Raw genomic sequence first — 25,917 nt, 5'->3', positions numbered from 1 at the left:
GCCTCGATTCTCCGGTCGAGATAGCACGTTTGGCGAAAAGGACCAGGCTTCTCGCTCTCGCCGGTGGGCTGGACGACATCGGGCTGCGGGCGCGGCTCGTCGAGAACGTCCTGAAACCGACCGTCCTGCGCTGCTGGAATCCGGACACGATGGGCCGGACGATCAGCGTGACGTGCGAGAAGACCACGGACGGCAAGTGGACGTTCTGGCTCTATCCCGGTGGAACGTCGATCGGCGACGCCCAGCACGTCCGCGACCCGGACGACACCCTCGCGACCGCCCACGCCGTAGCGGCGGAGCTGGCCCGATGGGCCTGACCCGCCCGCGCGGCCGGGCGCACCCGCGCCGTCTGGCACGCCTGGGCTGGCCGAAGGCTCGGAGGAGTCCTGCGGCCCCGCGCGGACCGAGGAGTCTGGCGCGTTCGCGCGGGGTGGTCGTCCGGGCGTCGGACCTGGACGCGTGGCGGGCTCGGCGGCTGCTCTGCCGTCTGGCGCGTGACCTGCGGGAACGCGGGTGGAGGGCCGATCCGCGGACGCTTGAGTTCCCGCCGATGCTGCGCGTCCGGTCACCGGACGTGACGTCGATCGGCGAGACGGTCACGGCCGTCCGGCACGTGGACGGGTGGTGGTTCCGGACGTCCGCCGGACGGAGCATCGAGCACGCGTCCGACACCGCGTCCGCCGCCCGGACGATCGACGCGATGCTGCGGCCGTGGCTCGACGCCGTCGAACGGCGGCGCTGACGTCAGCCGGTGTGCTTGGCGACGAAGTCGGCGACGGTCTCCTGCATCTGCGTCAGGCCGGGCTCTTCGAGCGGGTAGTGGCCCGCGTTGTCGAGCATGACCGTCTCGACCGGAACCTTGTCGATGCGGGACAGGAAGGGCGTGCTCAGGTAGAGCGGCGTCCAGCGGTCCACGACGGGCTGGGTCAGCAGGACCGGGCAGGCGTCGAAGTTCTCGGGCTCGACGGCGGGCGCGTGGTTCATGTACGTGTCCAGGAACCGGACGCTGACCCAGTTCGCGGCGGACGCCCTGTCCTGCATGAAGACCTTCATGGCGGCCGGGTCGTTGGCCAGCGCGGACATCTTGGACGCCAGGCTCATCGGGTACTTCAGCCCGGCGAGCGGCGTCCTGGCCAGCAGCGACATGAGCGGCAGGCCCACCCGAGCGGTGATCTTGTCGTGCGCCGTCTCGTCCCGGACGGCCTGGTCACGCTGGTCGAGGAACGTCATGCCGACGACGCCCTTCACCGTGCCGCGCGGGGCCTTCGCGGCGACGTGGTACGCCAGCATGCCGCCCGCGCCGAGCCCGTAGAGGACGATCGGCCGGTCGTCCCGCGCACGCTCGCGCAGCAGAAAATCAACGACCAGGTCGACCCAGTCGCCATAGGACGGATTGCTACCGGCCTTGACCTGTGTGAGCCCGTAACCGAGGTTGTCGATGGCGATCGTCTCGTAGCCCTTCTGGGCGAGCGGCGCGCCCAGGACGAGCGTCATCTGGCGTCCGTTCGTGCCGATGCCGTGCAACAGGACGACCTTGGCCCTCGCGTCCGGCTTCGGGTAGCGATCAAGGTGGACGCGATGCCCGCGCCACTCCCAGAAGCTCTCCTCGGGCACGGTCTCGTCCGTCAGGCGCAGCCGCTCGGGCAGATGTCTCTGCAGGTCACGCCATGCGCGCTGGTCTCGGTAGAACGCGGGCCTCCCGCCCATGGTGATCCTTTCGTCCGCCCCTGAGTGTGCCCGCCGCCGCGTCCTCCTTCTCGGATGTACCCGCCGCGTCCGCCCCCACCCACGACGCGTCCGGCCCGGCGGACCTTCTCGTCCACCTCCGTATCGGGTCAGCGTCCGGCAAAGCCTCGCGCGAACGCGACGATCTCGTCCATACCCGGCCGGTACCCATCGGACGTGTCGACGTCCAGCGTCGGGACGTCCATCTCCACGCGCTGGAACCCGTCCTGGAAGGTCAGCGAGTGATCGGCGTGCGCCCGGCGGTGCCCGTCCGCCTCCAGCCGCCGCGCGACCCGCTCCCTGCGCACCTCCTGCGGCGCGTCACACCGGATGATCCGCACGTCGGCCAGCTCACTGAGCGCCGTCAGCCGCGGATTCCACACCCGATCCTGGAACGCCGCCTCGGCGACGACCGCGCACCCGGCGTCCAACATCACCCGCAGCACGTCGAAGAAGACCTCCGTCGCGTGCCGCGTCATCGCGTCCCCGGGCTCCGCCCGATACCCGTCGTCCGCGAGCACCAGCCCCTGCTTGATCTCGTCCCGAACCACCACCGGACACCCAAGCCGCCGAGCCACCCCACGCGCCAACGAAGTCTTCCCAACCCCCGCCGCCCCACTCACCACCACAAGAACCGCTCGCCCCATCCCTGCAGGCTAACCCTCCGGGATCAGGCGCGGACGAGGGTGATCTTCCGTCCTGCGGGTGATTCGACCGGCTCCACTTTGGTGCGGTCGGCGACGGGCGGGGCGTTCTTGCGACGGTCGAAGACGATGAGGGTTCCGGTGTCCAGGCCGAGGCTGTCAAGGTAGCGGTCCAACTGCTCCAAGCCGCCCGGGATCGGGTTCTTCTCACCAGTGTTGTGGACCTTGAGTTCGTACGCCGCCCACTGCATTGCGCGACATCCGTTCTCGTCCGTGTACGGCTTGCGGATGGTGAGGTCCAAGCGCTTGCGGCCGAGCGCGTACTCGCGGTCGATGAAGCCCCCGCCGTTCACCACACGCTGCAGGTACGCCATGAACGCCAGGTGGCAGGCGGCCTCGTGGTAGGTGTGCTGGTTGTCGACGATCTCCGCGTTCGCCTTCCAGAACGCGATGAACTCCTCGAGCAGCTTGTCGGTGTCGAGGCGTCCGTCCGGGAGCAGGAAGGCGCGCGGCTCGACCTCGACGCGATCCTGAAGGCGCTGGGACAGGACGCGGATGATCACTTCCTGGTAGATCGGGTTGGAGATCTGCAGCGGCGGTGCCTGGGTGACCAGGCCGAGATCCCGCACGTACGCGAGGTCGTCGTCGTAGGTCACGTCGTCGGAACGCACGTCCACGCCCGTGATCATCGGCTCGATGATGCGTTGGATGCGCGGCTCGTGCAGGCGGGCGACCAAGGAGTCCAGGTGCGTGGCGCGCTGGTAGATGAGCCGCTCGACCGCCTGGTCCATCAGGTCGTCGGTGATCGGCTCGGACACTGGGACGGCCATGACCTCGATGACGTCCCTGGCCAGGGCGTTGACCAGCCAGGGCTGTCCCTGGCTCGCCTCGAACGCCCGCTGAACGGCCCGCGGCTCGAAGATCTGTCCCGTCGCCTCGGTGTGCTGGTCGTACAGCTCGACGACCTCGTCCATGCTGAAGTCACCGATGCGCAGCGACGCGACGCTGATGTTGAACGGGCTGGACGATCCCAGACGATTCGGGTCGCCGCCTGAGGCCGCCTTGTAGTCCCGCACGTTCCGCATCCCGCAGAGAACCACCGAGTGCGGAAACGGGGTCATGGAGGAGGTTGCGCCGTCGCGGAGCTGGCTGAGCACCTCGACGAGTGCGGAGCCGGTCAACGCGTCGATCTCGTCGACGAGCAGCACCAGCGGCAACGGGCTGCGCTTCGCCCAAGCCTTGAGCGCCCTGAAGACCGCGCGACCACCCGGCGACGCAGGCCAGGGATCAGGGGGCATGCATTCCTCGGGGAGCCCGAAGTCTTCGGCGGCGTCCCACAAGGCCGCGAGGAGACGTTCTTCGGCCACGCGTATGTCCTCGACGGTCTTGGCGGTCTCGCACGAGAAGCGGACGGCTGCGTATCTGCCTGTGGCGTTGAGGGCTTGGGCCAGAAGTGTCAGCGTGGTCGTCTTGCCGGTTTGGCGGGGAGCGTGGATGACGAAGTACTTGCCCTGTTCGGCGAGTCTTCGGGCTTCGGGCAGGCGGGCTAGGGGCTCGAGCATGTAGTGCTCGCCTGGGATGCAGGGGCCTGCGGTGTTGAAGTCCTTCACTCTTCGTACGGTATCGGTCACGCAGAGCCCCTGCGGGTGGTTCAGGGGGTCACGGGCGAGTGTGCCATTCGGTGGCCAGGAGGCCGTAGAGCTCGTCGTTGTGGAAGGCGCCGTTGGCGTAGAAGGACTTGCGGAGGGTGCCTTCGTGGGTGAAGCCGATGCGTTCGGCGGCGGTGCGCATGGCGATGTTGTCGGTGAGGGTTTCGAGGGCGACGCGGTTGAGGCCGCGGGTGACGAAGGCGTAGTGGCAGAGGGTGCGGACGACGTCGGTCGACAGGCCCTTGCCTCGGGACGACGGGCGGAGGGTCATGCCGATGTGCGCCGAGCGGCTGTGCAGGTCGATGCCCCAGAGGACGGCCGCGCCCGCGAGTTCGCCGGACGCCAGGTCGACGACGGAGAAGTCGGCGGCGGTCAGGTCGGACGGGTCCCTGATGGCGAAGGGCGATGCCTCCAGGCCCAGGGGGCACCAGGGGCGTGTGTCCGCGCGTGAGCGGGTTTCGACGTCGTTGTGCAGTTCCTCGTGGAGGACGGGGACGTCGGCTTCGTGGCGGGCGCGGAGCCCGATCTTCTCTCCTCGGATCATGCTCCTTGGTATCGGAGGAGCATGATGATGATCAAGAGACGGTGCTCACGCGGGTGAGGAGGACGCCGACGACGCGGTCCTTCCCCACGTGGCCGAAGTGCCGGGAGTCCCAGCTCTTCGGGCGGTTGTCGCCCACGACGACGATCGCGTCCGGCGGGACGGTCGTGTCGGCGATGCGCTGGACGTCGACGTCCGCCCACTCCTTGGCGAGGTGGTCGCCGGGGACGGCCACGGCGCGCTTCAGGAGCAGCAGGTCATGGGAGTCCGAGCGCAGGAGGGTGACCTGACCTCGGCGGACGCGCCGGGTGCGGCGGATCAGGACGCGGTCGCCGGAGCGCAGCGCCGGTTCCATGCTGTCGCCGTCCACGGTGGTGAGGATCAGCGTCCGGCGGACGGCCACGGCCGAGGCCGCGAGGGCGGCCAGGGCTCCGAGGGCCAGGATCGGCCGGGTCATGGGGTCGTCGCCTCCTGGTAGCCGCTGGCCTGGAGGCGGAAGAGGCGGGCGTAGCCGCCGTCCGCCGCCAGGAGGGTGTCGTGGGTGCCCTGTTCGGTGACGCGTCCGTCCTCCAGGACGACGACCCGGTCGGCGTCGCGGACGGCGCTGAGGCGGTGGGAGATGAGCAGGCTGGTGCCGCCGCGGCGGTGTTCGCGCATGAGGGCGTGGACCTCGTGTTCGGCCTCGGGGTCGAGGCCGGAGCTCGGTTCGTCCAGGATCATCAGGTCGCGGTTCTCGCGGACGAGGGCGCGCGCGAGGGCGAGGCGCTGCCACTGGCCGCCGGACAGGACGACCCCGGAGGCCGAGTCGTCGCCGAGGGCGAACATCCTGGTCAGGGACGTGTCGTAGCCGTTCGGCAGGGCGGCGAGGCGGTCGTGGACACCGGCGCGTCCCGCGGCGCGTTCCAGGCGGGACGGGTCGTCCAGGGCGGTGAGGTCGCCGACCGCGATGTTGTCGCGGGCGGACATCTCGTAGTTCATGTGGTCCTGGAAGACGGCGCTGATGCGGTCGCGCAGCTTCTCGGGCGGGATGTCGCGGATGTCCTCGCCGTCCCAGAGGATCCGGCCCCGGGACGGGTCGTACATCCGGCAGAGGAGCTTGACCAGGGTGCTCTTTCCCGCGCCGTTCAGGCCGACGAGCGCGACGGCCTCGCCGTGCGGGATCGTCAGGTTGAGATCGCGGAACACCCACGGCAGGTCGTCCCCGTACCGGAACCAGACGTCGCGGAGCTCGATGCCGCGGCGCAGCGGCGGCGCTTCGCCGGTGAGCGCGCGGGGCAGGTCGGACGGGGCGCGGACGACGGCGACGTAGTGCGTGAACGCGAGCAGGCGGGCCTGGCCGCCGGAGATCGCGGACGTCAGGGAGCCGAGCGCGGCCTGGACGCCCGCGACGGCGGCGAGGAACATCGCGACGTCGCCGACGCTGAGCGTGCCGTGGCGCGCGGCGTTCGCCGCCCACCAGAGGCCGACTCCGGCGACGGCCGCGCCGAGGGCGGTGAGGCCGCCCTGCGTGCGGAGTTCCCGCAGGTCCATGCGGCGTTCGGCGGTGTTGGCGGCACGCCGTTCGGACATCATCCGTCCGCGCAGGAACGCGCCGATCCCGAACAGGCGGATCTCGGTCGCGGGCGATGTCCCGGTGAGGAGCTGGCCGTAGAAGAACTCGCGGCGGTGGTGGTGCTCGATGTCCCACTCCATGGACGTCCGCCGCCGGGTCAGCAGGATCTCGGCGACGAGCGCGGGCAGCGCGGCGGCGAGGACGAGGCCGGTCATCGCCGGGCTGAGCACGAGCAGCGAGCCGAGGAACCCGGTCAGGGACAGGACGCCGCCGAGCGCGCCGCCGAGACCGTCCACGAGTTCGGGGACGCGCCGGACGCCGTCCTGGGCGAGCCGCAGCCGGTCCTGGTAGGCGGGGTTCTCGAACGACCGCAGTCCGACCTGGCTTTCGGCGGCGGCGAACAGCCGGTCGGTGCCCGCGAGGCTCGCGGCGCGTCCGATCTGGCCGCGGGCGAACCGGGCGACGGCGGGCAGCACGGCCGTGGCGAACCCGGCGGCGGCCAGGCCTAGCGCGAGGGCTCCGACCGGGCCGTTCCCGCCGGTCAGCCGGTCGATGACCAGCTTGGTCAGCCAGGCCGTCGCGATCGGCGCGGCGGCCGCGGCGATCGTCACGGCCAGGAAGACCGGCACCTCGACGGGCGCGGCCCGCGCGATGAGCGCAACCGCCTCGACGACGGACGTCCGCAACGCCCGCGCGCCGAACCGCCGCTCCTTCTGATGATCGCCTTGGTCGGTGTTCGGGCTGGTCATCGCCCGTTTCCGGCAGCGGGGACGGAGAGGGTGTGCAGCGGGAGTTCGTCCATGCGGGCGCCGGTTCCGGTGAGGCGTCCGTCCTCGCCGAGGAGGTAGAGCGCGGGCGTCCACTCGTTCTGGAACGCGCGGGAGACGGGACCGCCCGCGCGGTCGGCCTGGACGACGCGCGCGACCTGCTCCAGCTGGGCGACCATCTCGGGCTCGTTCCCGCCGAAGACGGCGAGGACGTTGCCGCGGCCGAGGGGCCGGGCGCGCTCGAGGAAGCTCGGCAGGAGGTCGTGGCAGCCGTCGCAGTTCTCGGAGAAGAACGCGACCACTCCGGCGGCCGTCTCGCGCGTGACCTGCTCGCCGTCGGTGGTCGTGGCGCTGAACTCGGGGACGGCCGAACCTGGCTTGAGCTTGAACAGGTCCATCCCGCCCGGGGCCGTCCGGCCTCCGGCGGCGGCGTCCGCCCGCATCCGGCGAATAATGCCGAAGGTAAGCATCAGATTAAGCACGGAAAGGAAACCGAAGAGAATGACAGCAGCCGCCAGATAAGGCATTGTCGGTTCCTCGCGAAGGGATTGAGATTTTCATCGAACAGGACGATCGGCCGCGGCGGCCACGGCCACGGCGCACACCGGGCGGGACGCGGCGCCGCGTCCCGCCCGGCAGAGCTCAAGCTGAGATCACTTCAGGATCAGCAGCCGCGGATGTAGGTCCAGTCGCAACCGCTGTCCACGCAGCAGAAGCGGAACCAGTAGCCGGGGTGACCAGCCGCGTTGCAGAAGTAGTTACCGCTGCAGGCGGAGGCGTCGGCCTTGGGGACGAAGCGGTCCAGGACGCGGTCGACGAGACGGCTCATGGCTTCTCTCCTTTCGGGGTGGTTCCCCGGGAATTGATGGTTGAAGTAAACAGGCGTCGACCTTCCGCGCGCGAGGTGTTCGATCGACGCCCACTTTCTCCGGTAACTCCCGGGGTTTTGGGGCACTTCAAAGTAAGGCGTGTCCGCGTCCCTTTTTCAAGCCCCAAGATCATCGGGCGGCCCCGCTTTGTGAGGTCATGCCGAACGGCCCGCGCGAAGGTGATCAAGTTTGCTAGTTTGCGCAACCCCCGTCATGGTTTCGGACACCGCGAGCGCAACCGGGAAGCGACAGTCGGTGACAGTCGCTGCGGGCCCTCCATCAGGACGGATCCGAGGTCAGGCCGAACAGCGGAAGGCAGGCGGCGAGACCGTCGACCTCGACCGGGACGGTCAGTCGGGGCAGGGGCGCTGGCGGAGCATCGGGGGGCGCAGTTGTTCGGCGTCGCCGCGCGTGTAGAGCTGCGCGGGACGGCCGCCGTCGCGGGTCGTGGTGCGGCCCGTCGGGATGAGGAAGCGGTCGGCGCCGGTGACCTTGCGGTGGAAGTTGCGCGGGTCGAGCGGCGTGCCCCAGACGATCTCGTAGACCCGGCGCAGCTCGGCGACGGTGAACTCGGGCGGCGCGAACGCGGCGGCGAGCGAGGTGTACTCCAGCTTCGCGCGGGCGCGCTCCACACCGTCCAGCAGGATGCGGCGGTGGTCGAACGCGGCGCGCTCGACGTGCACCAGGTCGTCCACCGGCTTCCAGAGCACCTGGGCGCGGCTGGAGGCGGGCAGGTCCGGGGCGAGGCCGAGGTAGGCGACGCTGACGACGCGCTGGCGGGGGTCGCGGTCGGGGTAGCCGTAGGTGGCGAGCTGCTCCAGGTGGATGCGGACGTCGGCGAGCCCGGCGCGCTCGGCCATCAGCCGGGACGCGGCGGCCGGAAGGTCCTCGTCGAGCTGGATGAACCCGCCGGGCAGCGACCACGCCCCGTCGTACGGATCCCGGTCACGCCGCCACGTCAGCGCGCTCAGCCGCTGTTCCCGGACGGTGAGGACGACGAGATCGACAGAGACGGCGAGCCGGGGCACGGACATGCCCCTGACGTTATCCGGGTCACGCGCCCCGTGGGACCCGGTCGGCACGGAGCGCGATCACCCCTCGTCCCCACCCGCCCCGGCTCCACGCCCCACCCCGGCCTCACGCCCGCGCTCGCCCCCTGGCTCAGCCCCTGGCTCTGGCTCGGGCTCTGGGGGGAGTTTGGTCAGGATGGTGTCCAGCAGCTCCCAGCCGTCCAGGGACAGGACGGACCGGGTGTCCCAGCCGTGCTCGATCGCCGCGTCCAGGATCGCCCGGACGACGGACGGGAGGTGCAGGTTCAGGGTCACGTCGTCCGCGGCGCGGCAGATCAGGCCGTCGTGCATCGGGTAGCCGTCGTTGACGAGCAGGCCGGGGCCCGTCCGGAAGGTGACCTGGAGGCCGCGGTTGCGCTGGTCCGCGCGGGCGATGCGCACGACCTCGCGGCAGCTGTCCGGATCGCCCTGCGTGTGGGCGTGCCCGGTCGAGCGCCGGTAGATGTCCGCGCCGACCTTCAGCGGACGCACTTTGCGACTGCTCAGAAGGATTCACCACCTGGGAAAAGGGCCGGGGCCCGGACGCGTCGCGCGTCCGGGCCCCGGCTCGGGGAAAGGGAACGGTCAGGCTTCCGGAGTGCCGGAAGGGCCGTCGGCGGCGGGCAGGCTGGGAGCCGTGCCGTCCACCGGCTTCTGGCCGTTCGCCGACGGCACCCCGGCGGTGCCCGCCAGCAGGTTCCGGGCGAGGCCGAGGCCCGCGCCGCCGAGGGTGAGCGCCTTGGCGAGCATCTCCTCGATGCCCTCCGCGCCGTTCAGCACGACCATGTTGTCGACGTTGCCGAACACGCCCGCGCCCGCCTCGACGATCTCCGGCCAGCGCTCGGCGAGCTGCTGGGCGATGACCGCCTCGGTGTTCTCCGACAGGGCCTGCGCGCGCGCCTTGATGGCGTCCGCCTCGGCGAGACCCTTGTTGCGGATCGCCCCGGCCTGCGCCTCACCGAGGATGCGGGTGGCCTCCGCCTCCCGCTGAGCCTTCAGCTGCGTCTCGGTCGCGGCGGCCTGCGCGTGCGCGACGCGCTCCTCGCGCTCGGCCTCGGCCAGCTTGACCCGCTCGTACGCGCGCGCGTCGGCGGGCTTGCGGATCTGGCTCTCCAGCAGCTTCTCGGTGCGCTCGGCCTCCAGCTCGGCGTTGCGGGTCTCCTTCTCGATGACCTCCTGCTTCGCCTGCTGCTCGGCCTGCTGCACCTGGCCCTGGTACTCGGCCTTCTTGATCTCGGTGTCGCGGATGACGGCCGCGTTCTGCCGGGCGGCCTCCTGCTCGCGCTCGGTGGCCTCGCGGTCCCGCTCGGCCTCGGCGATGCGGGCGGCGGACGCGACGGCGGCGGCGTGCGGACGGCCGAGGTTGGTGATGTAGCCGGTGGCGTCCTCGATCTCCTGGATCTGGAGCGAGTCGACGACCAGGCCGAGCTTGCTCATCTCGTCGGCGGCGCTCAGCCGGGTCTCGCTGGTGAGGCGCTCGCGGTTGAGGATGAGGTCCTCGACGGTGAGGCCGCCGATGATGGAGCGCAGGTGGCCGGTGAACAGCTCGTGGATCGCGCCGTCCATCGACTTCTGCTGGTCCAGGAAGCGCCGGGACGCGTTGGCGATCGAGACCAGGTCGTCCCCGACCTTGTAGATCACCACGCCCTTGACCTGCACCGGGATGCCCTGCTGCGTCACGCAGTGCACCTCGAGGGTGGTGTTGTGGATGTCCAGCCGGAGCCTGCGGGCGACCTGGAAGCCGGGCATCACCATGGTGCCCTTGCCCGTGACGACCTTGAACCCGAGACTGTCCAGCCCGTTGACCGGCTTGGACCGCGCGCCCAGGCCGGAGATGATCAGCGCCTCGTTGGGTTCCGCGACGCGCCAGATCATCTTGAACACGACGATCAGGAAGATGACGGCGACGACGACCGCTACCGCCACGATGACCACTGGCATCCGCCCCTCCAACCGACCCGGCCGGGGCCGGGACAACGGCACCGCCGGGGAGCCTGTTCGTCCGGTTTCCGGAGCCGTTGGTCACTAGACGGTAGGCCGTGGTGATCGGTTCCCTCCCCCGGGACACATCCTCCTCGCCCCGTCCGAATCCGGACGCCGGCGCCAGGGCCGTGCCGAGGACGGCCGGACGCGGTATCGGACGAGCGCGGACCGGGCCGGGGCGTCAGACGAGGGCGCGGGCGACGTAGACGGTGCGCGGCGGGTGGTACTCGACGACGACCACGATCTCGCCGACGCCGATCTCCTCCTTCGGGTCGACCGGATGCGCGTAGAACGCCTCCGAGCCTCCCCGGACCGGGATCATCACCTCGCCGACGAGCCGCGGCCCGATCCGGCCGATGACCCGTCCCTCTTTCCCGATCACGCGCCGCTCCCCGATCCGCCCGTCCCGCGCGGTCGCCCCTCGACGTCCGCCCGCCTGCACGGTATCCGCCGGACCCTCACAGGAGGTAGTGCCCATTCCAGGCACGCCTCCCAGGGGGCGTACGTCCGCCGGACGGTCACGGGATGCCTGAGGCGAACGCGCCCTGGTCGTGGCCCCTCGCCGGATGGTCAGGGGAGGTAGTGCTCGCTGCGGTCGTAGGCCTGGCGGGCGAGTTGCTCGACCTCCGCGCGGGTGGCGTTCGGGCCGAAGAGGCTGACGGTGGCGACGCTGTGCCGCCCGCGCAGGACGACGTACCAGGCGCGGGTGTGGGAGGTTCCGCTGATGGTGCTGACGCCGACGGTGCGCGAGCCCCGGCCGATCGTCCCGCCGGGGAACTCGGAGACGCGGTGCTCGGCCCAGCGCGTCCCGACGCGGGTCCGGAAGGCCAGGCAGCCGGACGTGACGCGTCGCTGGATCTGGCGCTGGGCCGCCTCGTCCGGCATGCCCATGAGGGTCTCGGTGACGACCTGCCCGTCACCGCGGTTGAAGCTGGTCAGCGCGGCCGGGGCGGCCCGGTCGACGTCGGGCTGGCCTGCGGCGGCGTCGGCGCAGCGCGGCTTGTCCAAGGTGACCTGCCGCTGGAGCTGCGCGAAGTTCTGGATGCCCTTGAGCGAGCCGTACTCCCCCGAGTCCGGCTCCCCGGCGCGCTGGTAGCCGGTGATGTCGGTGAGCAGCGCGAGCTTGAGCTGGTCGGACGTGTAGCCGGTCAGCGCGAGCGCGGCGCGCCGTCCTCCGCCGGTGCCGTGCGACCCGCCGCCACCGCATCCCGCGAGCCCGACCGTCGCCGCGGTGACCAGCGCCAGGCTCGTCGCGAGCGGGCGGAGCGGCGTGCGGGTCGCGGGCGGAAACGGCGCTCGGGAGGACATGTCCGCGACCTTACGGGGCGTCCGGGCCGGAACCGCTCGGACGACACGCCATCGGACGAGCCGGACCGCCCCGCGCTTTCAGTTCACCGGGCCCCGGGTAGAAGTGCTACCGACCGTGACCCTTCGGTCACCACATGTGGAGGATGATGACGATGTCGCGCAGACTCCTTGTGCTGCCCGTCCTGCTGGCGCTGGCGCTCCTCGGTTCGGGGGCGTGCGGGAGCAAGGCCCACCACGCGACGGGAACGTCCGGGCCCGCGATGCCCAGCGCGTCCGGCACCGGGGGCGCGTCGCCCGGGACGTGCCCGTCCGAGGCCACCAAGAAGTTCGCCAAGACCCGGTTCGCCGGGGACGCGGGGCTGGCGTTCGGCGCCTTCCACCGCTGGATCTACAAGCCCTGGAAGGCCGGGACGTTCAAGTCCGGCGCGCAGGACCGGAAGAAGGCGATCGTGAAGGGCGCCGCCGCCGGCGCGTTCGCGCTGAACCGGCTGAACGCGGCCCGCAAGCTCGTGGACGCCGACCCGACGCTGTGCACCAAGCTCAAGCAGCCGCTCGAATCCCTCAAGAACAACCTGTCCGGCCTGACCGACAAGCTGAAGTCGGGCGACGCCGACCCGTCCCAGATCGGCTCGGCGGGCGGCGCCATAGAGAGCTTCCGCCAACAGGCGAGCCAGAACGGCGCGACCATCAAGGACAAGACCCCGCCGAACGTCTAGCACGAGCCGCAACCGGCGCGAGTGCGTTACCAACCGCGCGGGACGAAGCCGAAGGCGAGTCCCGTGCGGTTGATCGCGAAGCGATGCCGCACTCGCACGAGCTTCCGGGCCGCGCCCGAGCCGCTAGGCGAGGGCGTGGAGCCGGAGGCTCAACTCAATTCCGCGTGGTCGTTGTAGCCGCCTGCGAAGTCCTGGCCGGAGAGCTTCTGGATGTGCTGGACGATCTCGTCGGTGATGAGGCGGCGGGCCTTGGCGGGCGGCAGGTCGCGGTAGTGCGAGAAGTCGAGGGGCTCGCCGATGCGGATGGTCGGGCGGGGGCCGAGGAAGCGGGGCATCGAGGCGCCGATCGGCTGGATCTCCTCGGTGCCCGCGAGACCGACCGGGAGGACGCGCGCGCCGGACTCCAGCACCAGCCAGCCGACGCCCGTGCGGCCCCGGTAGAGCCGTCCGTCGCGGGAGCGGGTGCCCTCGGGGTAGATCGCGAACGCGCCGCTGTTGCCGAGGATCTCGACGGCCTGCTCGAGCGCGCCCATCGCGGCGCGCTGCGCGCCGCGGCGCACCGGGACGTGGCCGAGGGTGGTGAGGAACCACCGCACGAACCGGCCCTTGAGCCCGGCGCCCTCGAAGTAGTCGGCCTTGGCGATGTAGGTGACGGGGCGCGGGACGGCCAGCGGGATGATGAAGCTGTCGATGAACGACAGGTGGTTGCTGGCCACGATGAGCGGCCCGTACTTGGGCACGTTCTCCAGGCCCTCGATCCGGGGGCGGAAGAGCAGACGCAGGATCGGAGCGACGATTCGCGTCATGAACGTGTAGAACACCCGGCCTCCCGAATTCGGCACCCGCAACTGTAACGCCGGAGCCGTTACCGGCACGCCGCCGAGCAGTTCCCGTGAGCCGGTCCAGAGCCCGGACGGCTGCCCCCGCGCAGGTCAGCGTACCGAGGATGGCCGAATTCCGGTAATTTGCCCGAGCGCCGAGGCTACTTTTCAGTAGGTTCCTGGTGAGTAGGTTTCATCTTCCCGATAACGCGAATAGCGGCGATACCACAGGATGGACCCGCGTCCCACGGCACCCCCATTCGGGCCCCCGATCCCGCCGTGCGCCGCGGCGGCACGCCCCCGGAAGCGGACACGCAGGGAAGGCGGCTCAGGCACGTCCGTAACGACGGTGAACCCACCCCCCACGCGAGCGCCCCCCTCCACGCACGGGACGCCCCTCCCGTGCTGAGGGGTTCCGCGCGGGCCGGGGCGGGCGGGAACGTGAACGGACCCGGCCGGTCCCGGGTGCGCGGGATCGGACGGGTCCGTGGGAGCGGTGGTGCCTAGTGACGGAGGCCCAGCGCGCGGTTGATGGTGCCGAACAGGTCGGTCTGGTTGGTCACGCCGACCACGTTCGCGGCCTGCGGGCCCTGGGCGGCGATGCGCACCTGGGTGCCGGTGTGCTCCTGCGACTGGCCGGCCGGGTTGGTGGCGTAGTTGATCTTCATCTGGGCGCCCTCGTCGGTGACCAGGGTCGCGGTCTGGCCGGGGCTCTGGGCGTCCAGCGGGATGATCTGGCTGGTGTGGCCGTGGTCGGCGGTCGTCACCACGAGCGTGTCGGGGTGCTGCCGGGCGTAGTCCCTGGCCAGCTTGACGGCCTTGTCGAACTCGACGGTCTCGCCGATCTGGCCGCACGGGTCGGCCGCGTGGTCGCGCTTGTCGATCGACGCGCCCTCGACCTGGAGGAAGAAGCCCTTCTTCCCGTGCCGGGTCTGGTCGTCCAGGACGTTCAGGGCCTTGGACGTCATCTGGGTCAGGTGCGGGCCGCTGAACTTGTCGTTCGGGGCGCAGCGGGACGGGTCGGTGCCGCCGGTCTTGGCGAGCGGACCGGTCCACTCCTGCGGCATGTTGCCGTCGGAGAACAGGCCGAGCAGGCGGCCGTTCTTGCCCGGACGCGCCGACTGGAGGCCGTTCACGTCGGTGACGACGTCGTAGCCCGCGGCCTTGGCCTGGTCGACGACCGTCTTGCCCTGGAACCGCCCGGCCTTGACGGTCTGCGCGAAGCGGGCCTTGCCGCCGCCCAGGTAGACGTCGGCGCCGGTCTGCACCTCCTGCTCCGCGATCGAGCCCGCGCCGCCGTTCTCCTTGGCGTTGGTCGGGCAGTTCTTCATGTCCGCCGGGCCCTGGCAGCCGCGGTCGACCACGTGCGAGGCGAGGACGGCCGGGGTGGCGTCGGTCAGCTCGGCGGTCGTGACGTCGCCGGTCCGGTAGCCGGCGCGCTTGGCCAGCTCCAGGATCGTCTGCTGCGGCTTGCCGTCCGGGGTGACCGAGATGGCGCCGTTGTAGGACTTGCGGCCCGTCGCCCAGCCCGTCCCGGAAGCGGCCGAGTCGGTGACGTAGTCGGGCAGGTTCGGGTTGGCCTTCTGCAGCGCGTAGGTGGTGTACGCGCCGGTCAGCGGCAGCCGGTCCATGTTGAGGCGTCCGGCGGCGCCCTGCGAGTAGTTGCGGGCGATGGTGATCTCCGAGTCGCCCATGCCGTCGCCGATCAGCAGGATGACGTTGCGGGCCTTGCCGCCCTGGACGGCGTGCCGCACGTCGCTGGTGCGGTCGCCGTTCCAGGCGTTCGCCGCACCCGAGGCGACGACGGTGGTGGCGGCGCCGGCCGCGAGCGTGATGGCGGCGAGCCGCCGCACCTTTCCAGCCGAAGACATCGGCTGACCTCCCCTTTGTTTCGTGCAGTCGAAGCGGGGTAACTGCACCAGCCGCAGATGACCGTTATGACCGTTTCGGATGGACGACGCGTGAACGATCCCGGACCCGACGTGCCCGTTACGGGCACGGGACCGCCCCCGGCCCGACCGGACCCATTCCCGCGATCCGCTTGGAATGACTCCGGCGGTGCGGGATTCTGGGAGGTCCGGCCTCGCTCGACCGGTACCGGACAGGGGAAGAGTCCGGTGCGGGCGAGCCGGCCGGGATGGCCGCTGCTCTCGGGAGGGGTGGGGGGACGAGCATGGACTTCGACGTGAACCTGATGCGCCATGACCGCTGCACCCTGGTGCGCGTTCAGGGCGAGATCGACGTGGTGACCCGTCCGGCCTTGGAGAAGACGCTGACCGACGTCATCGACATCGGCCAGCCGCTGGTCGTCGACATGCGGCACGTGACGTTCTGCGACTCCAGCGGGCTGAACGCGGTCGTCGGCGCGAACCGCCGGGCCTCCGAGCGGGAGGTCGGCTTCGCCCTGGTGGCGCTGCCGCCGCGCGTCAGGCGGGTCTTCCGGATCACCGGGATCGACCAGTACATCCCGATCTACGACACCCTGCGGGAGGCCACCGACGCCGTCGGCGCCTGACCACGGCGGCACCTGACCAGGCCACCGCCTGACCAGGCCACCGCCTGACCACGCCGGACGTCAGGAGCAGCCCTCGAACTGGGGGACGCTCTTGGTGAGTTTCGCGCCGGTGTTGGCGAACCAGCGGTCCAGGAAGCGGCCCGCCGAGCCGTCCTGGTACATGCCGGTGAGGATGCGGTTGACGGTCTCGCAGCCCGCCAGGTCGCCCTTGCGCAGGCCGATGCCGTACTTCTCGTCGGTGAACGGCGCGCCGATGAGGTGGACGTCCGGATGGCCCGCGGCAAAGCCCGCGAGGATCAGGTCGTCGGTCGAGAACGCGTCGATCTTCCCGCTGGTCAGGAGCGGCATGCAGCCGCTGTAGGTCGCGACGTCCACCGGTATGGCCGGGATGCTCCGCTCGTCGGTGATGCGCCGCCACGAGTTCGAGCCGGTGACCGCGCAGATCTTCTTCCGCGCGAGGTCGTGGACGCTGGTGATGGAGCGGTCGCTCGTGCGCACGAGGGTGTCCTGGTGCGCGACGTAATACGGGCCCGCGAAGGTGATCCGGCTCTTGCGGGCGGGCGTGATCGAGTACGTCGCGACGACCATGTCGACCGTGCCGTCCTCGATGGCCTTCTCGCGGACCGACGACGGCGTGGTCTTGAACGTGATCCGCGACGCCGGGACGCCGAGCTTGTTGGCGATGTACGTCGCGACGTCCACGTCGAAGCCCTGGTAGTGGCCGTTCACGTTCATGCCGAGGCCGGGCTGGTCGCCCTTCACGCCGATGACCAGCGAGTGCCGGTGCAGGATCGAGTGCTGGTCCGACGAGGACAGCGCGCACCCGGCGAGCGCCACCGGACCGCACGCGGTCACCAGCGCCACCGCTGCGGCGCGCAGCCTCCGTACGGGCCGCTGGGAGTGCCGGGAGTGGGGCGGCATCGTCAGATCCTTCCGAACTCGGCGAGCCGGGGGCGGACGCCCACCAGCACCAGGGCGGCGATCACGGCGGCGGAGACCGGCGGGATGACCTTCCAGCCGGACAGCCCGCCGTCCGCCTGGCGGATCGCGCGGTCGAACGCGCCGCTGTGCGTGGCGGCCAGGGAGCGCAGCGCCGCGTCGTAGGCGTCGAAGTCGCGGATGGCCGACGAACCGCGTCCCATCCGGAAGTCGATCGCGCCGCGCCGGTCGCCGGACGCGACGAGCGCCCGCATGCGCTGGTCGTTGGACAGCACGGTCGCGTAGGCGGTGAGCGCGCGGGCGAGCGCGTCGCTCTCCGGCCCCTTGCGGACCTGGCGCGCCTCGTCCCCGAGCAGGCCGAGGAACGCCGACCGGTTCTCCGGTCGGTACTCCGTCGCGGCCTTCACCGCGAGCTTGTAGTACGTCGCGAGGTTCGCCGGGGTGCCCTTCGGCGGCTCGACGAACAGGATCGTCGACGCCTTGTCCAGGTAGTTCTGCTCGTAGGTGTCGGCGCGTCCGGGGTCGAGGAGGAAGCGGGACTCGTCCGCGAACGCGCTGTGGCTGATCGCGCGCGCACGAGACATCGTCAGGACGGAGTCGAACCCGTCCCGCTTGGCGCGCAGGAGGTGCCCGGCCTGCGAGTCCAGCATCCCGACGCCCACCGAGACCAGGACGATCGTGCCGACGGTCGCGAGCGCGAGACCGGGGTTCAGCAGCCGCCGGAACTCGCGCGTCATCGCCAGCTGGCCCACCACCAGGACGAGCAGCGCGCCCCCGCCCGCCGCGAGCACCCAGTACCGGCCGTCCAGGACGCTCGTCCGCTTCTCCTGGTAGGACTGCCGGACGGTCGCACCGCTGTCCAGCGTCAGGTTGTACGCCTTCGGCAGCAGCTCCAGCTTCATCAGGTCGGACGCCACCTGGTAGGTGCCGACGACCGATTTGGGGGCCTCCCCGACCGGGTGCTCGGACTGGTCGTTCAGCGTCAGCGCCTGCCCGACGAGCCGCTGGTACTGGCCGAGCCCGTCGATGACCTCCTGAACGGTCTGCTTACGGTCGGTGTCCTTCCCGGCGAGCTGCGCGGCCTGGATCGCGGCGCGGCTGGCGTCCGAGCGGGCCTGCTCGTAGCGGCGCATCGACTCGGTCCGGCCGATGCCGAGCGTCTGGTCACGGCCGATCAGCAGGATGTCGGCGACCTGCGCGTCCATGTCGCTGAGCGCGAAGTACAGGTTGCCGGTCGCGACGACCTGCGGGCCCGCGTCGTGGCCGATGGTCTGCACGCCCTGCCGCGCGTCCTGGACCCCGAGCATGAGGGCCAGCGCGAGCGCGGCGATCGTGACCACGGCGAGGGCCGTCCAGCCGCGGATCCGGCCCGGAACGGTCTTCAGCCACCGCCCGCGCACGAGCGTGACCAGGGCGCCGCGCTGCCGTTCCAGCGTCCGTCCGGCGCGCCGGACGGGGGTCGTGGTCGGGACCGCGGGCTGCTTGGTCGGGACGGCCGGTTGCCGTGTCGGCGTGGTCATTCCGGGCTCCTGAGGGTGTCCGGGCTCTTCAGGGTGATGGTCGTCCAAGCCCCTACATGGACGCGGTCGCCGTCCTTCACCGGCACCGGGACGTTCACCGGGATCGGGTCGAGGTCGTCGTTGAGCGTCGTGCCGTTGGCGGAGCCGAGGTCCACCAGCGTCCACGAGCCGTCCGGCTGGGCGAGCAGGACCGCGTGCTGCCGGGAGACGCCGGGGTCCTCGGGACGGACGGACAGGTCGATCTCCGGCTCGATCCCCCGGGACGCGCTGCGCCGCCCGATCCGCACGCGCTCGCCGTCCATCGGAACGCGTCGTTCGAGGTAGTACGCGGGGAACGCGATCGCCGCCGCCTCCGAGCCGCCCTGCGCGAGGACGTCGTCGAAGTAGAGGGGGTCGGCCGCGACCACGGCCGTCCAGACCCGCGGCCGGGGCTCCTCCCGGGGCCTCGGCGGCGTGAGGCCGTCCAGCTCGGTGAAGGCGGCGGGACGCTCGGCCTGCCTGCCGGTGTCGAAGTCGTAGCCGTCCACCTCGCAGAACCGGCCGGACTTGCCCGCACCGCAGACCGGGCAGGTCACGACCGCGCCCCCGGCCGCGGGCGCGGGCGCGCCCGCTCCGCCACCGTCCTCGCGGGCGAACTCCAGGCGCGGCGCGGACTCCACGCGCGACCCGCACGCGTCGCAGAACTCGTCGCCGGGGTGCAGTTCCGACGCGCACACGCTGCACTTGCCCACGGGCTCGGACACCTCGGTCAGCCCTCCGTCCCTGGTCTCTCGTCGTCCTGCCTGGTCCGCACCGTCCGTACGGAGCGGGTGTCGAGCGACATCTCGTCGGCGACGTCCACGTCCTTCTTCAGCCGGACGGTCCCGGACTCGCGGTCGACCTCCACCATCCGGTCGAGCAGCCCGGAGATCTCGTCGTTGCCGACCTGGCGGGCGAGCGCCACGGCCCGTCCGAGCCGGGTCGTCGCGCGCTCCTCGTCGCCGTCGCGGCGCGCGGCCAGGCCCTCCTGGATCGCGTCGGCCAGCTCCGACTGGCCCGTGTGGTGCGCGACGCGCGCGTTGATCCGGGTCGACAGGCCCTCGTCGTCGGTCCACTCGACCAGGACGTTCGCGTGCGCCAGCTCCTCCTCGGCGTCCGGGACGACCAGCTTGATCCAGGCGGCGCGTCCCTGCCGTCCGACGTCGCCCGGCGGGACCTCCACGCACAGGTGGTACTCGCGGCTCTCCGTACCCCACGCGCCGAGCGGGTAGTCGCCGATCTGGCCCTTGTCGGCGCGGCGGTCGGTGAGGTCCTCGACCGTCGGGACCATCTGCTTCACGAACCGCAGGCGGCCGTTCTGCGGCGTCCAGACGCGCAGGGCGAGGTCGGCGACGCGCTTGCCCATCGCGTCCTTCATCATCTGCCGGAAGTCGCCCTCCAGGCTCGCCGGGTCGGGGACGTCGAGGAACCCGCCGAGCAGCACGGAGGTGATCTTCCGCAGCTCCGCGACGTCCCAGTCGGTGCCGACGCCGCGCGCGTCGCAGCCGAAGTGGCCCTCGCACGCGCGGAGCGCCGCGTCCAGCTCCTCGGCGCTCTCGTGCTGGTTCTTGCCGTCGGTCAGCAGGATCGCGTGCCGCACCGCGCCGTCCTGGTCGGCGAGGAGCTGGCCCGCGAGCCGCAGCCACGACCCGATCGCCGTCCCGCCGGACGCCTCCAGCCGGGACACCGCCTGGACGGCCTCCGTCCGCCTGCGCGCGTTCATCGCGACGAGCCGCTGCCCCTGCGGGTAGATCATGCGCGGGCTGTTCGCCCCGGCGACGACGGCGAACCGCACCCCGTCCCGGACGACCCGCAGCGCCGCCTCGGCGGCCCGCTTCGCCGCGGCCATCTTCCCCGCGTACGACATCGACCCGGACGCGTCGATGATGATCACTTCTGCGGCCCCGGCGGACGGTCCGGCGGGGGCCGTCCCGGACGCCTCGACCGTGACGATGGCGTGCATCTCCTGCCCGCCCGCGCCGAGGTACGGGTTCTGGTCGACCTTGATCGTGAAGGGCGGACGGTCGGTCATCGCCGGCTCTCCCTGCTTGTCGCTGGCCGCGTCGCTGGAACGGCCCTCGTCGTCGGCTCGTACGGCATCGGCGCGCACGCCGAGCCGCTCTCATCGGACGCCCCGGCGCCCGGACCCGCCCCCGGCGCCCGCTTTTCGGACGCCCGCCGCCCCACTTCCGACCCGGCGGAACCCCGGCCGGGCCCGGTGGCGTCGGGGCCGGACACCGCGTCCGGCGGCGGGAAGGGGATCAGGACGGCGGTGACGTTGTCCCGTCCACCCGCCTCGAGGGCCGCGTCCAGCAGCTCCCGGACGCCCCGGACCGGATCGGCCGCGCGTCCCAGCACGGCCGCGAGGTCGGCGGCGGCGGGCAGGTAGTTCCACAGGCCGTCGCTGCACACCAGCACCGCTCCGGGACCGTCCGGCGCGAACGCGGCCACGCTGGCCTCCGCGCCTCCCGCGTCCGCGCCCAGCCACCCCGTCAGCAGGTGCGCCCGCCGGTCCGCGTGGGCCGCCTCCGGCGTCATCGCCCCCGACCGCACCATCTCCTCCGCCCACGAGTCGTCCCTGGTCAGCGCCTGCCCGCCCACGACCACCCGAGGCGCGAACTCCACCGTCGCCACCCGCCCCCCGTCCACACGTCCCAGCCCGCCCGGCCCCGCATACGCGGCCGGGCCTGCATGCGCGGCCGGGCCTGCATGCGCGGCCGGGCCTGCATGCGCGGCCGGGCCTGCATGCGCGGGCAGGCCCGCGTGTGCGCTTGGGGGCGCGGGTGGGGTCGGGTGGGCGGGGATGTCGGTGCGGGTTTGGGGGGTTTGGGGTGGGGTTGGGATCCAGTAGGCGCGGCTGTCGCCGACCCAGCCGACCGTGATGGAGGTGGCGTCCACCAGGGCGGAGACGTAGGTGCAGGCGGGTGAGCCGGACGGGCCGGGGACGCCGAGCGCGGCGACCTCGGCGGCGGCGTGGTCGATCGCGGCGCGGGTCGCGGACAGGCGGCCGTCGCCCGCCGCGAGGCGCTGGGCGAGGACGGTGGCGCCGGTCTCGGCGGCGACCCGGGACGCCTCGTCCGAGCCGGGCGCGGTGGCGACGCCGTCGCAGACCACGGCGCACACGGCCGCCGGGAGGAGGGACAGCGCGAACGCGTCCTCGTTGCGCCTGCGCCGCCGTCCGACGTCGCTGACGCCCGCCGCGGCGACGCGTCCGTCCGGGCCGCAGAGCGCGGTCTCCATGTGCTCGCGTCCGGTCGGCTGGCGCAGGCCGCAGCGTCCGCAGTAGCCGTCCGCGTCGATGGCCACGGCCCCGCAGTCCACGCACCGCGCCGGACACGGCGGATGGTCCGCCCGGTGCCCGGCGGGCGGCCCCACGGGCACCGGGCCGGTTGGAGCGGGTCCGGCGGCGGCCGGGCGCTCCCGGCCGCAGTGTTCGCAGAACTGGTCGGTGGGCTGGACGGGGTCGCCGCACGTCGGGCAGAGGCGCGCGGGGGCCGTCACAGCAGGGTCCTCGGGCGGACGGCGTTCGCGCGGCGGACCATCGCGTGCCGGACGTCCGGACGGTCGGCGAGCTTGGCCAGGTGACGGTAGACGGTCTCCAGCTTGCGGCGCAGGTCGCGCTCGGTCAGCGGCGTGCCGAGCAGGTGGCCCGGCTGTCTGCCCCCGCCGTCCGGGCGCGCGCCGGAGCGGAGCCAGCCGAGGGCGGCCTCCAGCACCTCGGCGGTGAACCGGTCGCGGCGCTCGGTGTCCAGGTGCATGCCGGTCAGGCGGCGGCCCGTGGAGATCAGGGTCCGCGGGTCCAGCTCGTCCGGCGGAGTGCCCCGGACGGTCATCGCGACGGCCGCCAGCTGCGCCGACACGTAGTAGCTGGACACCCGGGGAACCGAGTCGAGGACGGCCTGCGCGCCGCGCCGGTCGCCGCCCGCCAGGCGCGTCCTGGCCAGGCCGAACGCCGCGCTGACGTAGGTCGGGTCGGTGCGCCAGACGGTCTCGTAGTGCGCGGCGGCCGTGGCCGTGTCGCCCTGGAGCTCGGCGCAGAACGCCAGCCCGAGCTTCGGCGCGAGCTCGCCCGGCATGAGGTCGTACAGGTCGTCGAACGCGGCGGCGGCCATGCCGGGACGGTCGTTCGCCAGGTCCCGGACGGCCCGGTACCAGTCGGCGCGCCAGTCGTCCTCGTGGTCCGCGCCGAACGCGGTGATGATCTCGTCGGCGGCGGCCAGGTCGCCCAGCTCGATCGAGACGCGGGCGAGCGCGAGCCGCACCTCCGGCGACGTGGACGGCGCGCCGGACAGGGCCGCCGCGAGGTCCTCGGTGTCGCGGGCGGTCAGCCCGGCGAGGAACCCGGCGGCCGGGTCGTCGGTCGCGACCAGCGGGACGGGCAGCGCCGCCGCCGCGACTCCCGGTGTGAGCGGCTGCAGGATCGGCGCGCCGCCGTCCAGCCCGTCCTCGATGTCGGCGACCTCGGCGCCCGCCGCGTTCTGCTCCGGCCCGAACAGCGGGGACGGCGCGGACGGCACCCGCGCGCCCTCCGCCGACAGCACCTCGCGCAGGACCCCGGTGAGCTGCTCGGCCATCTCGGCGGCGCTCTGGAACCGGCGGGCCGGGTCGCCGTGGCAGGCGCGCCGCAGCAGCCGGTAGTACGACTCGTTCTTCCGGAACAACGCGACCTCGTCGCGCGGCGGCAGGCTGCGAAGGTGGCGCTTGGTGTAGCCGCGGAACGGGAAGCTCAGCACCGCCAGCGTCCGGCCGACGGTGTACAGGTCGGACGGCACCGACGGGCCGCGCGCGGCGATCTCCGGGGCCTGGTAGCCGGGCGTCCCGAAGATCGGGCTGCCCGAGTCGAACGCGCGCCGCACCCCGCCGAGGTCGATCAGCTTGAGCTGCTCCTCGCTCTGGATCGCGTTGTCCGGCTTGAAGTCGCAGTACAGCAGCCCGACGTTGTGCAGGTAGCCGAGCGCGCTCAGCACCTCCAGCCCGTAGGCGATCACCTGCGGGAGCGGCAGCGCGGAGTCGTCGCCGAGCTGGTGGCGGCGGCTGAGCAGGATGTCCTTCAGCGACCGCCCGCCGACGTACTCCATGACGATGTAGCCGGACCCGCCGTGCCGGACGAAGTTGAAGATCTTGACGATGTTGGGGTGCTCGACCTCGGCGAGGAACGCCCGCTCGGCCGTCGCCGCCGCCATCGCGTCGGTGTCCCCGACGTCCAGCAGGCCCTTCAGGACGACCCAGCGCCCGGACACGTTGTGGTCGCGGGCCAGGTAGATCCAGCCGAGGCCGCCGTGCGCGAGGCAGCCGAGCACCTCGTACTGGTCGCCGAGGGTGTCGCCGGGCTTGAGCTTGGGCGTGAACGAGAACGGGTGCCCGCAGTTGCGGCAGAACCCCTCGGTGCGTCCCGGTTTGCCCTCGCGGGAGCGGCCGACCGGCTCGTCGCACTGGCTGCAGAACCGCCGGTTCTCCGGGACCTCCGGGTTCTCCATGATCGCGTCGGCCGGGTCCCGGTAGGGCACCGGCGGGACCTCGACCAGGCCCGCGCCGAGCCCGCCGCGCTGCCCCGGGCCGCGCGACCCGCCGGAGCCGCTGCCGCGCGTGGCCGTCCGCCCGGTGCCCCGCGTCCCGCCCGACCCCGATCCGCCGCTGTCGCCGGACCCGCCGCTGCCCGAGCCGGAACCGCCGCCCGAACCGCCGCCGCCGCCCGAACCGCCGCCGCCCGTCCCGGACGCCGCGTTCCCGGCGCCCGCCGCCGCCCCAGGCGGGCCCTCGACGCGCCGTCCGGCCATCACCGACCAGCCTGGGCCCCGCTCCTGCGGCGCCTGACCGCCGGGCATCGTCGGCAGCGCCCCCACGTCCGGCCCGGACGCCTCCGAAGCCTCCGGGGCGGGCGCCGAGACGGGCGGGGTCAGGCCGCAAAGGTCGCAGAAGCCGTCCGGCTGGACGGTCCCGGCGCAGTCGGGCTGGGCGCAGGGGGACGGTTGGCGTGGCGGCCGTTCAGAGGTCATCCGCGGGTTCCCGTCTCGGTCTCGCACGCCCGGATGGCGCGCTGGTACTCGGCGACCGCGGCGGTGGACGCCCGCAGGTCGCAGGGGGCCGTCCAGAGCAGGTCGCGCGCCCGGTCATGGAGTTCGGACAGCACGGCGTCCTCGGCGAGGCCGAGCCGTCCGGCCTTGGCCTGGTACGCCTGGAGACGGCCGCGCAGCTCGGAGCGGCGGTCGAGCAGCCCCGAGCTGAGCGCGTGGTCGTCCCGGACGCGGTCCAGCGCCGTCGCGACCGCCCGGTCCAGCTCCGCCGCGCGGACGGCCAGCTCACGCCACCGGCCCTCCGCGCACAGCGTGGCCAGCGCGGCGAGCCGGTCGCGCAGCCCGGCGGACGGCTCGACCGGGTCCGGCAGGCCCGGCGAGTCGATCTTGACCATCGCGGTCTCCCGGGACGCGCGGGCGGCGCGCTCGGCCTCGGCGACCCCGTCGATCGCGGCGGTCAGCCGGTCGACGAGCGCGGTGTGCCCGTCCCGCGCCGCCGCCGCCTCGGCCAGCTCGGCGCGGACCTTCTCCAGCGCCTCGCGCAGCGCGTCCAGCCGCGAGGTGTCCGGTTTCGCCTCGCTTCCCGAGCCCGTGACCAGCGACAACGGGTCGGTCCGGACGATCCGTCCGAGCGCGGTCAGCTCCCGTCCGATGCGGTCGAGCTCCGGATGCCGGACGCCGTCCAGCTCGTGGGCGACCCGCGCGGCGTCCCGCCAGCCGTCCTCCACGTCGTCCAGCGGGAGGAGCAGGGCCGACCAGGCGTTGTCGGCCGCGACCACCACGGCCGCGGACTCCTCGTAGGCGTCCGACATCAGCTGGACGGCCTCGTCGAGCGACACGCGCCTGCGGTCCGGGCCGAGCAGGGTCCGCTGGTCGAGCGGGACCTCGCCGTCCGGGAGATCCACCGACGTCCCGGTCAGCATCCCGGTGAGGATCATCAGCGTGTCGGCGTCCGGACGGCCGGACCCGGCGCGCAGCGCGGTCGCCTGGTCGAGGACGCGGCTGTAGGCGTCGAACAGCTTCCACAGCGTCGCGACCTTGCGCTGCGTCTCGTCCCAGCGCCGCCAGGTCTCCCCGGTGAGCCGCGCGCCCTTGAGAAGCCGCGACCCCGCGTGCGCGTCGAGATCGAGCAGCGCCGACGAGATCCGTTCCGCGTCGGCGCGCAGCTGGGTGAGGGCGTGGTCGACGCCCTCGCGGCTCATGGGCGCCGCCCCGGTTCCGCTCTCGTTCACCTCGGCCCCGTGTTCCTGCCCCGTCCCTGCACCGTCACCGTCACCGACACCGCCC

26 protein-coding genes are annotated in these 25,917 nt (G+C 72.4%); 4 read left to right on the top strand and 22 right to left on the bottom strand.

Translation table 11 applies throughout. From position 1 onward, the window contains the following. The first annotated feature begins 29 nt into the window (after nt 1–29). Together P696_RS0112825 and P696_RS55825 are read left to right on the top strand one after the other, a co-directional pair. Entirely contained in the window at nt 30–317 is a 288-nt protein-coding gene (locus tag P696_RS0112825; RefSeq protein WP_026412656.1) for a hypothetical protein, read from the top strand. Nucleotides 318–550: 233 nt separating this feature from the next. Next, nucleotides 551–742 (top strand): hypothetical protein, encoded by a 192-nt coding sequence (locus P696_RS55825; RefSeq protein WP_157429663.1) that lies wholly within the window; start codon nt 551–553, stop codon nt 740–742. A 2-nt stretch (nt 743–744) separates the two neighbouring features. Here the strand turns inward: P696_RS55825 and P696_RS0112815 are convergent, their stop codons facing one another. The 13 genes from P696_RS0112815 to P696_RS0112755 form a co-directional block, all read right to left on the bottom strand. Beyond that, entirely contained in the window at nt 745–1,707 is a 963-nt protein-coding gene (locus tag P696_RS0112815) for an alpha/beta hydrolase (protein ID WP_026412655.1), read from the bottom strand. Between the two features lie 128 nt (nt 1,708–1,835). Continuing rightward, nucleotides 1,836–2,372 carry a P-loop nucleotide/nucleoside kinase family protein gene (locus P696_RS0112810; RefSeq protein ID WP_026412654.1) on the bottom strand — a complete coding sequence of 179 codons (537 nt, stop codon included), beginning with the start codon at nt 2,370–2,372 and terminating at the stop codon, nt 1,836–1,838. 23 nt (nt 2,373–2,395) lie between these two features. After that, entirely contained in the window at nt 2,396–3,979 is a 1,584-nt protein-coding gene (locus P696_RS0112805) for an AAA family ATPase (RefSeq protein ID WP_026412653.1), read from the bottom strand. A 49-nt stretch (nt 3,980–4,028) separates the two neighbouring features. Beyond that, nucleotides 4,029–4,562 (bottom strand): GNAT family N-acetyltransferase, encoded by a 534-nt coding sequence (locus P696_RS0112800; protein ID WP_026412652.1) that lies wholly within the window; start codon nt 4,560–4,562, stop codon nt 4,029–4,031. Between the two features lie 31 nt (nt 4,563–4,593). After that, a complete protein-coding gene (locus tag P696_RS0112795) occupies nt 4,594–5,016 on the bottom strand; it encodes a S26 family signal peptidase (protein WP_026412651.1) in 423 nt (140 codons plus the stop codon). Continuing rightward, nucleotides 5,013–6,860 carry an ABC transporter ATP-binding protein gene (locus P696_RS0112790; protein ID WP_026412650.1) on the bottom strand — a complete coding sequence of 616 codons (1,848 nt, stop codon included), beginning with the start codon at nt 6,858–6,860 and terminating at the stop codon, nt 5,013–5,015. Before P696_RS0112790 ends, P696_RS0112795 begins: the two co-directional genes overlap by 4 nt. Then, the gene (locus P696_RS45090; RefSeq protein WP_211245721.1) at nt 6,857–7,321 is read right to left on the bottom strand and encodes a peroxiredoxin family protein; all 465 of its coding nucleotides are present in this window, start codon (nt 7,319–7,321) and stop codon (nt 6,857–6,859) included. Before P696_RS45090 ends, P696_RS0112790 begins: the two co-directional genes overlap by 4 nt. A 221-nt stretch (nt 7,322–7,542) precedes the next feature. Further along, a complete protein-coding gene (locus P696_RS56895; RefSeq protein ID WP_170026426.1) occupies nt 7,543–7,707 on the bottom strand; it encodes a hypothetical protein in 165 nt (54 codons plus the stop codon). 390 nt (nt 7,708–8,097) lie between these two features. Continuing rightward, nucleotides 8,098–8,781, bottom strand: a complete 684-nt coding sequence (locus tag P696_RS0112775) for an NUDIX hydrolase (RefSeq protein WP_026412649.1) — start codon at nt 8,779–8,781, stop codon at nt 8,098–8,100. Nucleotides 8,782–8,838: 57 nt separating this feature from the next. After that, the gene (locus P696_RS52350) at nt 8,839–9,288 is read right to left on the bottom strand and encodes a hypothetical protein (RefSeq protein ID WP_051467444.1); all 450 of its coding nucleotides are present in this window, start codon (nt 9,286–9,288) and stop codon (nt 8,839–8,841) included. A 93-nt stretch (nt 9,289–9,381) separates the two neighbouring features. Then, nucleotides 9,382–10,737, bottom strand: a complete 1,356-nt coding sequence (locus tag P696_RS0112765) for an SPFH domain-containing protein (protein ID WP_026412648.1) — start codon at nt 10,735–10,737, stop codon at nt 9,382–9,384. Nucleotides 10,738–10,960: 223 nt separating this feature from the next. After that, nucleotides 10,961–11,161, bottom strand: coding sequence for a hypothetical protein (locus P696_RS0112760; protein ID WP_026412647.1), 201 nt, complete (start codon nt 11,159–11,161; stop codon nt 10,961–10,963). A gap of 188 nt (nt 11,162–11,349) precedes the next feature. After that, entirely contained in the window at nt 11,350–12,087 is a 738-nt protein-coding gene (locus tag P696_RS0112755; protein ID WP_245627637.1) for a hypothetical protein, read from the bottom strand. Between the two features lie 152 nt (nt 12,088–12,239). On the opposite strand from P696_RS0112755, the gene P696_RS0112750 reads away from it, so the two are divergent. Further along, nucleotides 12,240–12,803: a hypothetical protein gene (locus tag P696_RS0112750; RefSeq protein ID WP_157429662.1), complete on the top strand. Its 564-nt coding sequence runs from the start codon at nt 12,240–12,242 to the stop codon at nt 12,801–12,803. A 149-nt stretch (nt 12,804–12,952) separates the two neighbouring features. Here P696_RS0112750 and P696_RS0112745 read toward each other — a convergent pair whose 3' ends face one another. After that, the gene (locus P696_RS0112745) at nt 12,953–13,624 is read right to left on the bottom strand and encodes a lysophospholipid acyltransferase family protein (RefSeq protein WP_026412644.1); all 672 of its coding nucleotides are present in this window, start codon (nt 13,622–13,624) and stop codon (nt 12,953–12,955) included. Nucleotides 13,625–14,127: 503 nt separating this feature from the next. Further along, complete coding sequence (phoA, locus tag P696_RS0112740; RefSeq protein ID WP_026412643.1) at nt 14,128–15,495, bottom strand: alkaline phosphatase; 1,368 nt, start codon at nt 15,493–15,495, stop codon at nt 14,128–14,130. A gap of 302 nt (nt 15,496–15,797) precedes the next feature. On the opposite strand from phoA, the gene P696_RS0112735 reads away from it, so the two are divergent. Beyond that, on the top strand, nt 15,798–16,139 hold the full coding sequence (locus P696_RS0112735; RefSeq protein WP_026412642.1) for an STAS domain-containing protein: 342 nt from the start codon (nt 15,798–15,800) through the stop codon (nt 16,137–16,139). 60 nt (nt 16,140–16,199) lie between these two features. Here P696_RS0112735 and P696_RS0112730 read toward each other — a convergent pair whose 3' ends face one another. From P696_RS0112730 to P696_RS0112700, 7 genes are read right to left on the bottom strand one after another with little or no spacing between them, the layout of a single operon-like run. Beyond that, nucleotides 16,200–17,060, bottom strand: coding sequence for a glutamate ABC transporter substrate-binding protein (locus P696_RS0112730; RefSeq protein ID WP_034484558.1), 861 nt, complete (start codon nt 17,058–17,060; stop codon nt 16,200–16,202). A 2-nt stretch (nt 17,061–17,062) separates the two neighbouring features. After that, nucleotides 17,063–18,598 (bottom strand): hypothetical protein, encoded by a 1,536-nt coding sequence (locus tag P696_RS0112725; RefSeq protein ID WP_245627635.1) that lies wholly within the window; start codon nt 18,596–18,598, stop codon nt 17,063–17,065. Then, complete coding sequence (locus P696_RS0112720; protein ID WP_245627634.1) at nt 18,595–19,341, bottom strand: FHA domain-containing protein; 747 nt, start codon at nt 19,339–19,341, stop codon at nt 18,595–18,597. The genes P696_RS0112725 and P696_RS0112720 overlap by 4 nt, the downstream gene beginning before the upstream one ends. Nucleotides 19,342–19,346: 5 nt before the next feature. Then, nucleotides 19,347–20,648: a VWA domain-containing protein gene (locus P696_RS0112715; protein ID WP_026412638.1), complete on the bottom strand. Its 1,302-nt coding sequence runs from the start codon at nt 20,646–20,648 to the stop codon at nt 19,347–19,349. Then, nucleotides 20,645–22,117 (bottom strand): PP2C family protein-serine/threonine phosphatase, encoded by a 1,473-nt coding sequence (locus tag P696_RS58735; protein WP_051467439.1) that lies wholly within the window; start codon nt 22,115–22,117, stop codon nt 20,645–20,647. The genes P696_RS0112715 and P696_RS58735 overlap by 4 nt, the downstream gene beginning before the upstream one ends. Then, on the bottom strand, nt 22,114–24,612 hold the full coding sequence (locus P696_RS0112705; RefSeq protein WP_084337361.1) for a serine/threonine-protein kinase: 2,499 nt from the start codon (nt 24,610–24,612) through the stop codon (nt 22,114–22,116). The genes P696_RS58735 and P696_RS0112705 overlap by 4 nt, the downstream gene beginning before the upstream one ends. After that, nucleotides 24,609–25,862, bottom strand: coding sequence for a hypothetical protein (locus P696_RS0112700; RefSeq protein WP_026412636.1), 1,254 nt, complete (start codon nt 25,860–25,862; stop codon nt 24,609–24,611). Before P696_RS0112700 ends, P696_RS0112705 begins: the two co-directional genes overlap by 4 nt. Nucleotides 25,863–25,917 lie beyond the last annotated feature (55 nt).

This window comes from Actinomadura oligospora ATCC 43269 (assembly GCF_000518265.1).
In the GTDB taxonomy this organism is placed as follows: domain Bacteria; phylum Actinomycetota; class Actinomycetes; order Streptosporangiales; family Streptosporangiaceae; genus Spirillospora; species Spirillospora oligospora.
This window is presented reverse-complemented; position numbering and strand designations above follow the sequence as displayed.